Source organism: Alitiscatomonas sp. (assembly GCF_037242085.1).
Taxonomy (GTDB): Bacteria; Bacillota; Clostridia; order Lachnospirales; family Lachnospiraceae; genus Alitiscatomonas; species Alitiscatomonas aceti.
Window position 1 is genome coordinate 1 of record NZ_JAXXBR010000057.1, and the last position, 14,540, is coordinate 14,540.

The 14,540-nt window shown below is 53.5% G+C and carries 13 protein-coding genes and 3 tRNA genes; all 16 read right to left on the minus strand.

Annotated features, from left to right (window positions below; genetic code table 11):
* The 16 genes from WIH05_RS04295 to WIH05_RS04370 all read right to left on the minus strand — a co-directional run bounded on the left by WIH05_RS04295 (position 1) and on the right by WIH05_RS04370 (position 14,450).
* Positions 1-73 (minus strand) — tRNA-Arg (locus WIH05_RS04295).
* 76 nt (positions 74-149) lie between these two features.
* The gene (locus WIH05_RS04300) at positions 150-560 is read right to left on the minus strand and encodes a DUF2871 domain-containing protein (protein WP_022272705.1); all 411 of its coding nucleotides are present in this window, start codon (positions 558-560) and stop codon (positions 150-152) included.
* A 12-nt stretch (positions 561-572) separates the two neighbouring features.
* Complete coding sequence (locus WIH05_RS04305; protein ID WP_022272706.1) at positions 573-1,238, minus strand: hypothetical protein; 666 nt, start codon at positions 1,236-1,238, stop codon at positions 573-575.
* Positions 1,239-1,323: 85 nt separating this feature from the next.
* Positions 1,324-1,881 carry a TetR/AcrR family transcriptional regulator gene (locus tag WIH05_RS04310; RefSeq protein WP_022272707.1) on the minus strand — a complete coding sequence of 186 codons (558 nt, stop codon included), beginning with the start codon at positions 1,879-1,881 and terminating at the stop codon, positions 1,324-1,326.
* Between the two features lie 138 nt (positions 1,882-2,019).
* Positions 2,020-3,462, minus strand: a complete 1,443-nt coding sequence (locus WIH05_RS04315) for an amidohydrolase (protein ID WP_337425034.1) — start codon at positions 3,460-3,462, stop codon at positions 2,020-2,022.
* Positions 3,463-3,477: 15 nt separating this feature from the next.
* Positions 3,478-4,914 carry an amidohydrolase gene (locus WIH05_RS04320; protein ID WP_158358066.1) on the minus strand — a complete coding sequence of 479 codons (1,437 nt, stop codon included), beginning with the start codon at positions 4,912-4,914 and terminating at the stop codon, positions 3,478-3,480.
* A 23-nt stretch (positions 4,915-4,937) separates the two neighbouring features.
* Positions 4,938-5,459: a pyridoxamine 5'-phosphate oxidase family protein gene (locus WIH05_RS04325; protein WP_022272711.1), complete on the minus strand. Its 522-nt coding sequence runs from the start codon at positions 5,457-5,459 to the stop codon at positions 4,938-4,940.
* Positions 5,460-5,561: 102 nt separating this feature from the next.
* The gene (locus WIH05_RS04330; RefSeq protein WP_022272712.1) at positions 5,562-6,545 is read right to left on the minus strand and encodes an oligopeptide/dipeptide ABC transporter ATP-binding protein; all 984 of its coding nucleotides are present in this window, start codon (positions 6,543-6,545) and stop codon (positions 5,562-5,564) included.
* 12 nt (positions 6,546-6,557) lie between these two features.
* Positions 6,558-7,556 (minus strand): ABC transporter ATP-binding protein, encoded by a 999-nt coding sequence (locus tag WIH05_RS04335; RefSeq protein WP_022272713.1) that lies wholly within the window; start codon positions 7,554-7,556, stop codon positions 6,558-6,560.
* A 9-nt stretch (positions 7,557-7,565) separates the two neighbouring features.
* Entirely contained in the window at positions 7,566-8,501 is a 936-nt protein-coding gene (locus WIH05_RS04340; RefSeq protein WP_022272714.1) for an ABC transporter permease, read from the minus strand.
* Between the two features lie 3 nt (positions 8,502-8,504).
* Positions 8,505-9,473: an ABC transporter permease gene (locus WIH05_RS04345; protein WP_022272715.1), complete on the minus strand. Its 969-nt coding sequence runs from the start codon at positions 9,471-9,473 to the stop codon at positions 8,505-8,507.
* Between the two features lie 82 nt (positions 9,474-9,555).
* On the minus strand, positions 9,556-11,190 hold the full coding sequence (locus tag WIH05_RS04350) for an ABC transporter substrate-binding protein (RefSeq protein WP_022272716.1): 1,635 nt from the start codon (positions 11,188-11,190) through the stop codon (positions 9,556-9,558).
* A 151-nt stretch (positions 11,191-11,341) separates the two neighbouring features.
* Positions 11,342-12,334: a M20/M25/M40 family metallo-hydrolase gene (locus WIH05_RS04355; protein ID WP_022272717.1), complete on the minus strand. Its 993-nt coding sequence runs from the start codon at positions 12,332-12,334 to the stop codon at positions 11,342-11,344.
* Positions 12,335-12,350: 16 nt separating this feature from the next.
* Positions 12,351-13,982 carry an ABC transporter substrate-binding protein gene (locus tag WIH05_RS04360; protein WP_022272718.1) on the minus strand — a complete coding sequence of 544 codons (1,632 nt, stop codon included), beginning with the start codon at positions 13,980-13,982 and terminating at the stop codon, positions 12,351-12,353.
* A gap of 282 nt (positions 13,983-14,264) precedes the next feature.
* A tRNA-Leu gene (locus tag WIH05_RS04365) sits at positions 14,265-14,348 on the minus strand.
* 29 nt (positions 14,349-14,377) lie between these two features.
* Positions 14,378-14,450: transfer RNA gene (locus WIH05_RS04370), tRNA-Val, on the minus strand.
* Positions 14,451-14,540 lie beyond the last annotated feature (90 nt).

Consider the following 14,540-nt stretch of genomic DNA (forward strand, 5'->3'; position numbering starts at 1 on the left):
GCGCCAGAGAAGATTCGAACTCCCGACACTACGGTCCGTAGCCGTATGCTCTATCCAGCTGAGCTACTGACGCCCATTGGGTGATTTTGTCTCACTCACTCAACGGTATAGAGTTTACTACATTATTCCCGTTTTGTCAACTATTATTTTTATTTTTCCATGAAACGTCTGATCTGGAGCAATAAAAGCACCAGCCCCGTTCCCAGCAGGATATGGCCGATCCCGGCCACACCAGAAATGGCGGCGTTAATACTGGAAGAAAGCGGTGTACCCAGGACCTGAAGGATTCCCCGGACCGCCAGCATCAGGACAGTCAGGTTCAGCCCTGTGTGATAGACTGCCAGGATCCTTCCGGTTTTGGGACCGGTAAAAGAAAAATTCTTTTCCAGCAGGAGCAGCAGCAAAAACACTGCCATTCCCAGCATGAAATAATGAGTATGGATCACCGACAAGGTCGTTTTAGCGGTAAAACCGGTAAACTTGGTAAACTCCCTGTAAAATACGCCCCCAGCCATTGCAAGAACGGCGTACAGCAGCGCGGCATTCATATAGCGTTTCATTTTTCTCCTCCTTTATCTGAATTCCTTCTTCATGGCAGAGTATCCAATGAGCACGGTCCACACATAAGCGCAGGTCTTGGGGATCATCAGCATCCCAACCATGGGATACGTTCCGGACCACAGTACCACAGGAATATAGAAGCCAAAGCTCAGCACAATGGTAAGCCACATCCATCGGAATGCCCGGTCCCCATTCTTCCTGGCGCTGTCGAAAAACAGCACGATCACCAGAAGTCCCAGAAGGGCAAAGGGGATATTGCGGTAGATCCCCCAGGAAAGCGGCGCATCTGCGCTGAGCCATCGGTTCTGCGGCATCATGCATAAAAGGATCCGGAGTCCTGCCAGACCATACACAGCCGCCGTGAGGCCGTTCCTGCCCAAAACCCTATAACGCAGCCGCCACACATAGTAAAGCAGCACATAAAAGACCGTCATAGTCACGGAGGTGATCCACTTTCCAAGCCCCAGGGGGACAGTATAGTTTTCCAGCCCGGTGGTGCATAAAGCCAGCGCCCGGGGAACCAGATGGAACGAATCTCCCGCTCCCAGCACCACGGCCATCCAGCCGAACAAAAGGAACTGCCGGTCTCCTCTGCTGCCCCGGATCATCCGGATCCCGATAGCAATGACGGAGACCAGATAGACCACATCAAATAAAGTTTCTGCAACTGCCTGCATTCTTTTTCCTCCTCATAGTGAACGTCGTTCATTTTCTTGTCCAAAAAAGAATCCTGATCTACAGGATTCTCCATTTTCGGAAATCTTAGTAAAGGGTCCTGCGGGTGATCTCCAGCACTGCCCGTGGATCATAATCCTGACGCAGCAGCGCTGACAGCATCAGGGAAAACAGGACGTCTGCAAATTTCTCTGCTGGAAACTGCTCTGTAAAAGCGTCCGGCCGGACCCTGGGGTCCCGCTTCAGGACAAAAACGAGGCCGTCCGAAATATGCTTCCATGTCTCCTGCATCCGCTGTCTTCCCTCTGACTTCTCATTTCCCAGAAAACCCAGGGAGTGCAGGGTAAAAAAACCAGGATATTTCCTCTGGCCATATTCCATCCGCCCGTACATCCAGGAAATACAGGCCAGCGTATCCTCAAACACGCTTCCGTCCTCCGGCTCATGGAAGATCTCGCACCAGACGCTCTCCACCGTGGCGCTCATGAGCGCTTCTTTAGATTTAAAATAATTGTAGATGGAACCCACAGATACTCCGCAGGCCGCCGCAACGGAACGGATGCTGACGGCAGACCAGCCCTGTTTCTGGATCAGCTCCCGGTTTGTTTTTAAGATCTCGTCTTTTGAAGTTACAACAATATTCATCCCGCCACCTCAATATGAACATTGTTCATTATACTCTTTCCATCTCTTCTTGTCAAGAAAAGAATGCTGCAAAAACAACCCGAGAATTACTCAGAAGCTGTTTTACAGCATTCCCATAAAAACCGACCTTCCTGTTTTTTACCAGATCTCCGGCTTCACATCCTTTGGCAGGGGATCCGGATACGTCTCGCCGTCCAGCTTTTCCAGCCAGTCCTCCTTTATTCTTTCCAGAAGCTCCGGCTTCTCCAGCAGCTCTGCTCCCGTACAGGCCATGATCTTGGCCGCCGTCAGCATTCCCTTATGCGCCGCCGGGGCTTTTCCCTGGGCAACGGCCTGCCAGGAATGGAGCGCCGTTCCGGCCGCATAGCAGTTGATATCCACCTTGCCCGTGGGAACTACCCAGCTCACATCTCCCACGTCCGTGGATCCTCCTCCGCCAAAGGAAACGTGCCGTTCCAGGGCAAAGTCCAGCATGGGGCTTTCCTCCATCTGCCTCTTCTTTTCCTTGTCCCTGCCGCTGAGGATCGAGATCAGATCCTTCAGTCCCTCCTTGTCCAGCTCTGTGATCACCTCCTGGAACCGCCTCGCATAGGCCAGCTCTTCCTCCGTATATCCAATGGGAACAAAGTGACGCATGTTCTCATACATAATATCTTCCAGAGTATCGTTCTCGATCACATTGGAATAGGCGGCCACCTGTTTAATATCCACCGTGGTGCCAGTGATCAGGGCCGCTCCCCTGGCAATATCGCACATTCTTTCATAAAGCTTTTTCACCTGGGTCACCTTGGGCGCACGGATGGCATAAAGAATCTGGGCCTCCGACGGGATCACATTGGGAGCAATGCCTCCCGGGTTGGTGATGGCCCCGTGGACTCTGGCCTCGTCGATCATGTGCTCTCTCATGTAATTGACGCCGATGTCCATGATCTCCACCGCGTCCAGAGCAGAGCGCCCCAGCTCCGGCGCGCCTGCCGCGTGGGAAGAGATCCCATGAAACGTGAAAAATACACGGAAGTTGGACAGGTATTTATCTGCCATCATGGTCTTATTGGTGGTGCTTGGATGCCAGGTAATGGCGGCATCACAATCATTAAAAAAGCCGTCCCGCACCAGATACGCCTTTCCGCCGGCATTTTCCTCTGCCGGACAGCCGTAATACCGGATGGTGCCCAGAAGTCCATGGGACTCCATATAAGTTTTTAAAGCGTCCGCTGCTGCCACTGCCGCCGTTCCAAGAAGATGGTGGCCGCAGCCATGGCCGTTGGTCTTGCCAGGGACCGGACGGCGTTCTGTGCTGTCCGCCTCCTGCTCCAGGCTGGAAAGGGCGTCAAACTCGCCTAAAAATGCCAGTACCGGCTTTCCGCTGCCATACTCGGCAATAAACGCCGTCTCCTCTCCCGCCAGATCCGCCCGGATGGAAAAGCCCCTGGCCTTTAAATATTCCTGCTGGAGCCTGGAGGAATCATACTCCTGGAATCTGGGCTCCGCAAAGCCCCAGATCCGGTCGCTCATGGCCGTATAAGCCTGTTTTCTGTCCTGTACAAGCGCTCCGATCTCCGCGCGAAAATCTTTTTCCATATGATATGCCTCCTCTTACCAGATCTCCGGCTTCAGGTCCTTTGGAAGGGGATTGGGATATTCCTCCCCATTGAGCTCTTCCTTCCAGTCCTCTTTTGCCTTTTCCACCAGCTCCGGCTTTAAAAGAAGCTCTGCACCGATGTTGGCCATGACCTTGGCCGCTGCGATCATTCCCTTGTGGGCAATGGAGGATTTTCCCTGGGCTGTGGCCTGCCAGGAGTGGAGCGCTGTTCCGGCTGCATAGCAGTTGACGTACACATGGGCCGTGGGTACCTTCCAGCTCACGTCTCCCACGTCGGTGGAGCCGCCTCCGCCATACCGGCTGTTCCGGTCTACGATGAAATCCCAGAGAGGCGTTTCCAGAAGCTCCTTTTTCCGGTCGCGGCCGCCGATATCTGCGGCGATGGCCTTAAGCCCTTCCTTATCCAGCTCAGTGATCACGGACTGGAATTTCCTCGCATAATCCAGTTCCTCCTCCGTGTATCCAATGGGGATCACACGCTCCAGATTTTCCTGGATCAGATCATTGAGAGTCTCGTTATTGATCAGGTCCGAATAAGCGGCCACCTGTTTGATATCCACGGTGGTTCCAGTGATCAGAGCTGCTCCCCTGGCAATGTCGCACATGCGTTCAAACAGCTTCTGTACCTGGGTCACCTTGGGCGCGCGGATGGCATAAAGGATCTGGGCCTCCGACGGGATCACGTTGGGGGCGATGCCGCCGGAATTGGTGATGGCTCCATGGACCCTGGCCGCATCGATCATGTGCTCTCTCATATAGTTGACGCCAATGTCCATGATCTCCACCGCATCCAGGGCCGACCGGCCTAACTCCGGAGCTCCCGCCGCATGGGAGGAGATCCCGTGGAAGGTAAAGAAGGCGCGGAAATTGGCCAGGTGGAAGCCGCCCTTCATGACCTTGCTCATGGTGTAGGGATGCCAGGTGATGGCAATATCGCAGTCGTCAAAATATCCGTCCCGTACCAGATACGCCTTGCCTCCGGCATTCTCCTCTGCCGGACAGCCGTAATACCGGATGGTCCCGGCCAGCTTATGCTCCTCCATATACGTTTTTAAGGCGTCGGCCGCTGCTGCCGAGGCCGTTCCCAGAAGATGATGACCGCAGCCGTGGCCGTTTTCTTTTCCGGCGATGGGGCAGTGCTCCGTCTGGTCCGGCTCCTGCTGGAGACTGGAAAGAGCATCAAATTCTCCTAAAAATGCGATCACCGGCTTCCCGCTGCCGTATTCTGCTATGAACGCAGTTTCCTCTCCAGCCAGATCTGCCCGGACGGAAAAGCCTCTGGAGCTTAAATACTCCTGCTGGATCCTGGAGGACTCCCGCTCCTGGAATCTGGGCTCCGCAAATCCCCAGATGGCGTCGCTGATATCTGTGTACGCCTGGCTTCTCTTGTCGATGAGCCCCTCGATCTCATCCTTGAATTCTGTTCCCATGAGTTTTCTCCTTTTCTGTATTTTTAGTCGTGATGCTTCCCCGTTATGGAAGCTGCCGCGATCCTCCACACCGTCACCGCTTCCACCGCCTGGTCAGAAAATGAATTCTCTGAAAACGGCAGTGCTTTCTGGTCCTCTCTGCCGTCTCCCGCAGCCAGTGCCTCGCACTCTGCCGCATGGTTCATGATCACCGCCAGGCCTTTTCTTTTCTCCTCTGCCGGAACGAGCTCTGCCGTCCCAGTCCCGCAGACGCTGTCAAACCCGGCTGTGGACCTGCATGCCTCCTCAAAATTCAACGAGACCTGACTTCCTCCCACGATGGTGAACGAAACATGGGGATCCGCTTTGAGCCGGTCCAGCTTGGTCCCCACAGCCGCTCCATGGAAATACAGTGTCAGCCGCCCGTTTTCCAGGGCCGCCCCATAATTCATTGGAATTAAATACGGACATGGCGTATCCTGGAACGCCACGCAGCAGACACTCTGCCTTCTGACGATCTCCATGATCCTGTCCATGTCCGTAATTTCTCTGTCGCTTCTTCTCATGCTGCCCTCCCTGTTTTCTTTCTTCCATTTAGAACAACAGTTATCTGACAGCAATCATATCATATTTTCTGATTTCTCACAAGACGGAAGATCCCGTCCTGGCTATATCTGCCCCTTTTTCATCTCCTCACAGCAGTGGCATGCCACCAGATGGCCCGGCTCCATTTCCAGCAGCTCCGGCCGCTCCTTCCGGCAGCGTTCACTGGCAAACCGGCAGCGGTTGATGAACCGGCAGCCCTCCGGCGGGTCCACCGGGCTGGGGAGCTCTCCCTCCAGACGGATCCTCTGCTTCTTTTCCTCCACCTCCGGATCCGGGATGGGGATCGCGGAAAGCAGCGCCTGGGTATATGGGTGCATGGGATTGGCGTATAAGGCCGACGCCTGGGTGATCTCCACGATATTTCCCAGATACATCACAGCCACCCGGTCTGAGATGTGCTTGACCATGGCCAGATCATGGGCAATAAACAGATACGTCAGTCCTTTCTCCTTCTGGAGACGGATCAGAAGATTGACGATCTGTGCCTGGATGGACACGTCCAGAGCGGAGATCGGCTCGTCGCAGACGATGAACTCCGGCTCCACTGCCAGGGCCCTGGCGATCCCGATCCTCTGGCGCTGGCCGCCGGAAAATTCATGGACGTACCTGGTGGCGTGCTCTGCATTGAGTCCCACGGTCTCCAAAAGCTCCTTCACCCAGGCCTGCTCCTCTTCCCGGCTCTTGCACATATGATGGGCCTTCAGCCCCTCGGCAATGATGTCTCCCACCTTCATCTTGGGGTCAAGGGAGGAATAGGGGTCCTGGAAAATGATCTGGGCCTCCTTCGTAAACTCCTTCCGTTCCTTTCCCCGGAGGCTGTGGACATCCTTTCCCTTATAAAGGACATGTCCGTCGGTCCTGCCCAGAATGCCGATGCAGGTACGGCCGCAGGTGGTCTTTCCGCAGCCCGACTCGCCGACGATCCCCAAAGTCTCTCCCCTGCGGATAAAAAACGAAACATCGTCAACAGCCTTCAAGGTCCCCCTGCCTGTCTTAAAATATTTTTTCAGATGACTGACTTCCAGGATCTTTTCTTTTTCTTCCATGGTTCCCCTCCTTTACTCTTCGTTTCCCTGCGCTGCCATGGGATGGTACAGCCAGCACTGGGCCGTATGGCCGTCCTCAAACTCAAACATCGGAGGCTCTGACTTCTGACAGATCCGCATGCACTGGGAACACCTGGTGCTGAATGCACAGCCCGCCGGAGGATCGATCATGTTGGGCGGAGTCCCCTCAATGGATTCCAGGGACTGCTCCTCCTCGGTGTCCAGTCTTGGCACAGCCCGTAAGAGCGCCTTTGTATACGGGTGCCTGGGCCGGTAAAAGATATCCTGGCTGCTGCCGGTCTCCACCACCTTGCCTGCATACATGACGATGATCTTTTTTGCGATATTGGCCACGATCCCCAGGTCATGGGTGATCATGATCACCGCCATGCCGAATTCCTTCTGGATATCCTTTAAAAGATCGATGATATCCGCCTGGATCGTCACATCCAGGGCCGTGGTGGGCTCGTCTGCGATCAGAAGCCTGGGCTGACAGGCCAGGGCGATGGCGATCATGATCCTCTGGCGCTGGCCGCCGGAAAATTCATGGGGATACTGCTTCATCCGCTTTTCCGGGTTGGGGATCCCCACCAGCTTTAAAAGGCGTCCCGCCTCCTCCCATGCCTCTGCCCTGGACATGCTGGTATGGATCAGCAGCTTTTCTGCCACCTGGTTTCCGATGGTCATGGTGGGGTTTAAGGCTGCCAGTGCATCCTGGAAAATGATGGCGCAGTCCTTTCCCCTGTATTCCTGCCACTGCTCCGGCGTCTGGGAAAGGATATCCCTTCCCTCAAACAGGATCTGGCTTCCCTCCTTGATCTCTCCGGGAGGCGTCTGGATCAGACCCATGATGGTCTTGGCTGTAACGGATTTTCCGCAGCCGGATTCTCCCACAATGGCCACAGACTGGCCGGCATCGATGGAAAAGGAAACACCCCGTACCGACTGTACCTCTCCGGCATAGCTGTGGTAGGAAACCCTCAGATTCTTTACTTCCAGAAATTTCTCCATTTCTACCTCCTATTTATGAAGCCGGGGATCCAGCGCATACTGGAGTGCGTCTCCCAGGATATTAAAACAAAGTACCGTCAGCAGAATGAACATTCCGGGGATCAGGGCCAGCAGGGGATCGTAAAGGATGTACTGCTGGGCATTCTGGAGCATGCTTCCCCAGGACGCCTTGGGAAGGGCCACTCCGTATCCCAGATAGCTTAAGGCCGACTCGTCCAGGATCGCTCCTGCAATGCTTAAGGACGCCGCCACAATGATCTGGGTCGTCATGTTCGGGATAATATGCTTTAAAATGATCTTCACATGGCTGACGCCCAGGGTTTTCGCCGCAATGACAAAATCCCTCTCCTTTAAGGTCAGCGTCTGGGCGCGGACGATCCTGGCCACGCCGGTCCAGGAGAACAGGGCCAGCATCAGCACCAGCGTCACCATGTTATTGGGGACAAAGGAGAAAATGACAATGATCATCAGAAGGCTGGGCACCGACTGGAACATATCCACGATCCGCATCAGGATTATATCGATTTTTCCACCGGCATATCCGCTGACCGCGCCCACGCAGGTCCCGGCAGTCACCGAGACCACCATAGTAGCAAAGCCCACCAGGAGAGACACACGGCTTCCGTATAAGGCGCGGGTAAAGGAATCCCGTCCCAGCTCGTCGGTTCCAAACCAGTGTTCCCTGCTGGGACCGGCCATTTTATTCATAACGTCCATGTAGTCCGGGTCAACGGAAGAAAGAGGAGCCATGAGCGCCCCAGTGATGATCACGCAGAGGATCACCAGGCAGACCGCCGCGATCTTGTTTTCTCCCAGGGCCTTTTTCACATGATGGAAGAAGCCTCTGTCATAGCTCACGGAAATTTCCTTATTTTCCCGTTCGATCTTTGAAAAATCCTCCGCCTTCAGGGCGGCCTGATTGAGTGGTGTCAGTAATTTCGCCATACCTTACTCCTTTCCCTGTTTGATCCTGGGATCTGCAAAGCCGTACAGGATATCTGCCAGGAAGTTTCCCAGCAGCAGCATGGTGCAGGAAAACATGGTGATGCCCATGATCATCGGATAGTCACGGTTGTTGATGGCAGACATTCCCAGAGTACCAAGTCCCGGCCATGCAAATACAGATTCAATGATAAAGGAACCGGTCACCAGGGTCCCCAGACGGGAGCCCACCGAGGTGATAACGGGAAGCATGCAGTTTTTCAGCACATGGCCGTACATGATCCTCTTTTTTCCCGCTCCCTTGGATACGGCTGTCAGGACGTATTCCTCTTCTAACTGGACGATTGTATTGGAACGGATATAGCGGACAAACACCGCCATATTATTGAGGCTCAGCACCAGCGCCGGCATGATCCCGTGCTGGATCACATCCCAGGCAGAATTCACACCGATGGTCCGCATACCGGAGCCCGGCAGGAGCTTAAAGGTCATGGAGAAAACAATGATCATCATGATCCCCAGCCAGAAGGCCGGCACCGATATGCCCAGATACGTCAGCCCGCTTATGATATTATCCGCCAGTTTATTTTTATGGGTCCCGGCGATCAGGCCCAATGGAATGGCGAGGACCAGGGAGAGGACCAGGGAAGCGCCCATGAGCCCGGCGGTGCAGGGCAGCTTTTCCAGGATCTGGTCCAGTACGGGCCGTTTATTATTAATGGAGATCCCCAGGTTTCCCCTGGCGGCCTTTCCGGCCCAGCTCATGTACTGCTCCACCACATTTCCGTTGAGGCCCAGGGACTCTCTCATCCGGTCCAGCTCTTCATCCGTCATCTTATGACCGGTGGCGCCCGGCGTCATATAGATGTAAAGGGGATCGCCCGGCGCAAAGTAAACGATGGAGAAAGAAAATATGGAGACCAGGATCCATACAAAGATCATTTGCGCAAAACGTCTTAAAACGAACTTCTTCACGATGTACTCCTTTCGTAGGGTCTGCGGTAAAAAATGCCGCCCTCAGATAGTGTGAAGGCGGCATAACGTTTTGACCCGGAAATTATTCCATTGTTAATTTCGTGTAATCCTCAAATACGGGAGTTCTCTTGATGGTGTCAGCTCCCTTGATATTGGAGGTCGTAACGAACACATAGTTGGGGTAAGCGATGGGATAGCAGGTCAGTTCATCCCTTGTCTGGATCTGGATCTGCTTATAGATGGCAGCCCGCTCCTCCGGTGTATAAACGGTACGCGCGTCTTTCCATAACTGGGATACCTCGTCGCTGACAGCCAGGTTTACGCCCCATGTGCCGTCATACATACCAGCAACCACCTGGTCCGGGTCGCCCACAGCGCCATAGCCGTTCAGATAGAACTCATAATCGCCATCGGTTCCGAATACCTTCTCAAAGAATCCGGCAGATTCCAGCGGGATCACTTCCAGATTGATCCCCACGTTCTTTAACTGCTGCTGGATGATCTGTGCGGACTCCTTCATGTAAACACGCTCGGAGTTGAAGTACAGAGTCAGAGTCTTGCTGTCCAGGCCAGTCTCCTTCACCAGCTGCTTTGCCTTTTCCACATCCTGGGTATAGCCCTCTACGGAAGGATCATAGAAGGTGTTTACATTACTGAAGATGGAATTGGCGGACTCTGCCATTCCGTCGCCATATGCGCCTGCAATGATCTCATCGCGGTTTAAAGCTGCAAACACTGCCTCCACTACCTTGGGATCCTGAACCGTTTCACAGAATTTGTTTACGGCCAGATAGTTTACGCGGCCCTCCGGATACTTCACAACTGTAAAGTTGGGATCTGCCTCGTACTTAGCCACTGCCGGTGCGTTTGCCAGCTCCATGAAGTTTACTTCCCCGTTCATCAGAGCCACTTCCTGGGCAGAAAGGTCGGAGATGATGCGGAAGGTCACTTTATCGATGGACGGAGCGCCCATGTAGTAATCTTCATACTTCTCAAGAAGCAGATACTCATCCTGCTTGAACTCAGTCACCTTATATGGACCGGAGCCGATCCCCTTCATATTTGCTTCCCCTGCGGATACTACGCTGGGGTTGCCCTCAAATACGTGCTCCGGGATCAGGGTCAGACCGCCCAGAAGGTCTGCGTAAGATGCAGATGCCATGGGAAGTGTAACCTTGACTGTCAGATCGTCCACCTTCTCATACTTTACCGGCTGGTCGTTGAGGATCACGATATTGGTCCCGCCTGCACCGTTGTTGGTATCGGAGCATACGTCCATGGTAAAGATCATATCGTCGGCTGTGATGGCCTCGCCGTCATGCCACTTCAGATCCTCTTTTAATTTTACAGTGATCTGCATTCCGTCTTCAGAAACCTCATAGGAATCTGCCAGATAGTATCTGGTCTCATTTACGTCAATGACATAAAGCGGATCGTAGATCGGATTCAGCATTGCCGCTTCCTTATATCCCTCCAGAAGAGGATTCAGATTTGCTACACAGCTGGCGCTGGGCATAACCAGGTTCTTTTCTCCGCCTGCCTCTGTCTGAGCTGCGGCTGTGGTTTCTGCTTCTGTCTTGGCAGCCTCTGTCACTGCAGCAGTGGTGTTCCCCTCTGCCGGTGCAGCCGCCGTTTCCTTTTTGTCTCCGCCGCATCCTGTCAGTACCGCCATGGCAGCCACTGTACATAAGAGCGCGCTTAATGTTTTCTTTCTCACTTATATTCCTCCTGGGTGATTCCATATTTTCCTTCCGGGAGTGCCCGGAAAACCGAACTGATTATACATGGATAAAATGATATAGTCAAATTCATTTTTTCTATGGATTCTTTTGAAATTATTGCAAAAATATATATAGTTTTGCTGCGGGCTATTCCAGCCTGCTGGACGCGAATGCAGCAGCCAGGCGGATGCATGCGTCCACATCCCGAAGATCCGCCATCTCCACCGGAGAATGGATCCCCCGGCACGGGATCGAGATTCCTCCCGCCAGCACTCCGTCATGGGAAATATGCATGGGGCCTGCATCTGTTCCGCCAGCGGACATGAGATCCGGCTGGGCCGGGATCCCATGCCCGGCAGCCAGCTCCTTAAGCCGCTCCACCACAGCTCCATGGCACATCAGGGAGCCGTCCATCACCTTGATCCCAGCGCCCTTTCCCAGCGCTGCGGAAACCGTATGCCTGCTTCCGGGAACATCGTCCGTACATGTAACGTCCACCGCGATCCCGTAATCCGGGACGATCCCATGGGCCGCCGTATGGGCGCCGCACAGTCCCACTTCCTCCTGGACCGTAAAAACAAAGTACAGATCATTGGGGCTGTCCGCTGCCAGCTCCATGGTCTTTAAAAGGATCACGCACCCCAGACGGTCATCCAGATAGGGAGAAAACAGTGTGGTGCCTGTCTGTACCGGCTGCCCCATATAAACGGCAGCATCTCCCACAGACACCTTTTTCTCCGCCTCTTCCCGGCTCTCCGCGCCGATATCCACATAAAGATCCTCCATGGACAGCTTCCCAAGATCCGTCCCGCTGGAGGCGATGGTGCCGATGGTCCCGTTTTCAAACCGGACCAGGGAGTGAAGGATCTTTTCCGGCCGGACGCCCCCGATCTTTGCGACCCGGAGAAAGCCAGCGCTTTCGATATGGGTCACGATCAGGCCGATGGAGTCCAGATGGGCCGCAAACATTACCTTAGGTCCCTCTCCCTTTTTATGGCAGATCAGATTTCCCAGGCGGTCTGTCCAGATCTCATCTGCATAGGGCTCCGCCATTCTGCGGATCTCCTCCGCCACTGCGGCCTCCCGGCCGGATATCCCGTATACAGCCGTCAGCCTCTGAACCATGGTCATCATATCCATTTTTCTCTTCCTCCTGCTACTTTTCAATGGAAAGCTTGCTGAAATCCTCAAAGATCGGAGCTGTCCGGATGGTATCGGCGCCCTTTACGTAGCTGCGTACTGCAAACACGTAGTTGGGGAATGCCAGCGGATAGATGGACCGGTCTTCGTAAACCTGCTTCTGCAGTTCTTTATAGATCTCCGCTCTTTCTTCCATATTGGATGTGCCGCGCCCGTCTTTCCATAACTGGGCTGCTCTCTCGCTGCTGTACAGGTTCTGGGTCCAGGTGCCGTCAAACATGCCTGCCACCACATTGTCCGGATCCCCTGCGGCTGCGTAGCCCATCATGTACATATCAAAATCTGTATCATCGCTGAAAATCTTTTCCATATAGCCGGAGGATTCCAGCGGTGTGATCTCCAGGTTCAGGCCGACCTCCTTAAGCTGCTGCTGGATCACCAGGGCCATATTTTTCAGTCCCTCGTTCGTATTGGTCACCAGCGTTAAGGTCGTTCCCTCCGCCTGCAGCTCCTTTACGATCTCCTTTGCCTTCTCCACATCCTGCTCATAGTACGGATTGCCGGCATTATAGAAAAGGTTCACATTGCTGAGCGGGGAATTGCCCGGCTCTGCGATCCCTTTTCCATATGCGCCCTCGATGATAGCCTTCTGGTCCATGGCCAGGAAAACGGCTTCCACCAGCCGTCTGTCCTCAAATTTGGGACTGAAGGCATTGATCGCCAGGTTGTTGACACGGCCTTCCGGATATTTGATCACTGTAACCGTATCATCGGCCTCATATTTTTGCAGTGCATCGTAAGTGGAGATCTCCAGGAAATCCACCTCTCCGTTGACAAAGGCCACCTCCTGGGCGTTCTCATCCGGAACGATCTTAAAGATCACATGATCGATGGACGGCTCTCCACCGTAATAATTTTCATATTTATCCAGCTTTAAATACTCGTCCTGCCTGAATTCGGCCACTTTGTACGGGCCGGATCCGATCCCTTTTAAATTCTCCTCAGCGCCCACGATATGGGTATCCCCATTAAATACATGCTTTGGCATCAGTGTAAAATGTCCGAGAGCCTCTGCATAGGAGGCGGAAGCCTGGGGCAGCGTCAGCTTCACAGTCAGATCGTCTACCTTTTCATAGCTCACCGGCTGGTCATTGACAAAGGCAACATTGGCAAATCCTGCGCCGTTGTTGGTATCCAGATTGCACTCCAGAGTAAAGATAAAGTCATCGGCCGTGATCGGCTGTCCATCGTGCCAGGTAAGACCATCCTTCAGCTTGACCGTTACATTTAAGCCGTCTTCAGATACCTCGTAGGACTCTGCCAGGTAATATCTGGTTTCATCCACATCCATATAAAACAGCTCGTCGTAAATGGGTCCCATCATGATCCAGCCAGCCTCTGTGATCTCAAACTGGCGGTTCAGGGTCGTAACACAGGAAGACATGGGAATGGTCAGAGTCGTTTCCTCCTGCTCCTTGTCAGCAGCTTCTGTGGCAGCCGTTTCTGCCTCTGCCTTTACCGCCTCTGTTTCCTTTGCTGTCTCCGCTTCCGTCTGCGCCGGAGCGGGAGCTTCCGCCTTCTGGCATCCGGAGACTGCCAAAAGCGCAGCTGCCGTAAACATTCCCAGCAGTGCATTTTTCAGTTTCATTGTCATTTCCTCCCCAAAGTCGTCGTATTCTGCGCATCGCCTTTTCCCCTGGTCCTGGCCGCCTTCGCTGCCTTAGGGATCCAGAGTTTCCAGCACAAATGCGTCCTCATTATATCATCTAGCCGGCTGAATGAGAAATTGTTTTTCTCTATATGGATTTCACCATTATATTCTTTTATTCGATTCTATTTTCTATTTTTATACAGGAAATTCAATAAATTCTCTTTTTTCTGGACTTACGAAACAAAAAAAGAGAGTCTGCATTATACAAACTCTCTTCTATGCCGGTGACCGGACTTGAACCGGTACGGGGTTGCCCCCGAGGGATTTTAAGTCCCTTGCGTCTGCCTATTCCGCCACACCGGCAAACGCGATAACCGTCATTCAGTTATCAATGGGGCCTATAGGGCTCGAACCTATGACCCTCTGCTTGTAAGGCAGATGCTCTCCCAGCTGAGCTAAGATCCCAGATATGAAATTAATAATCCTTATTTCTAAGGAAACGACCCGGATGGGATTCGAACCCACGACCTCCGCCGTGACAGGGCGGCGCTCTAA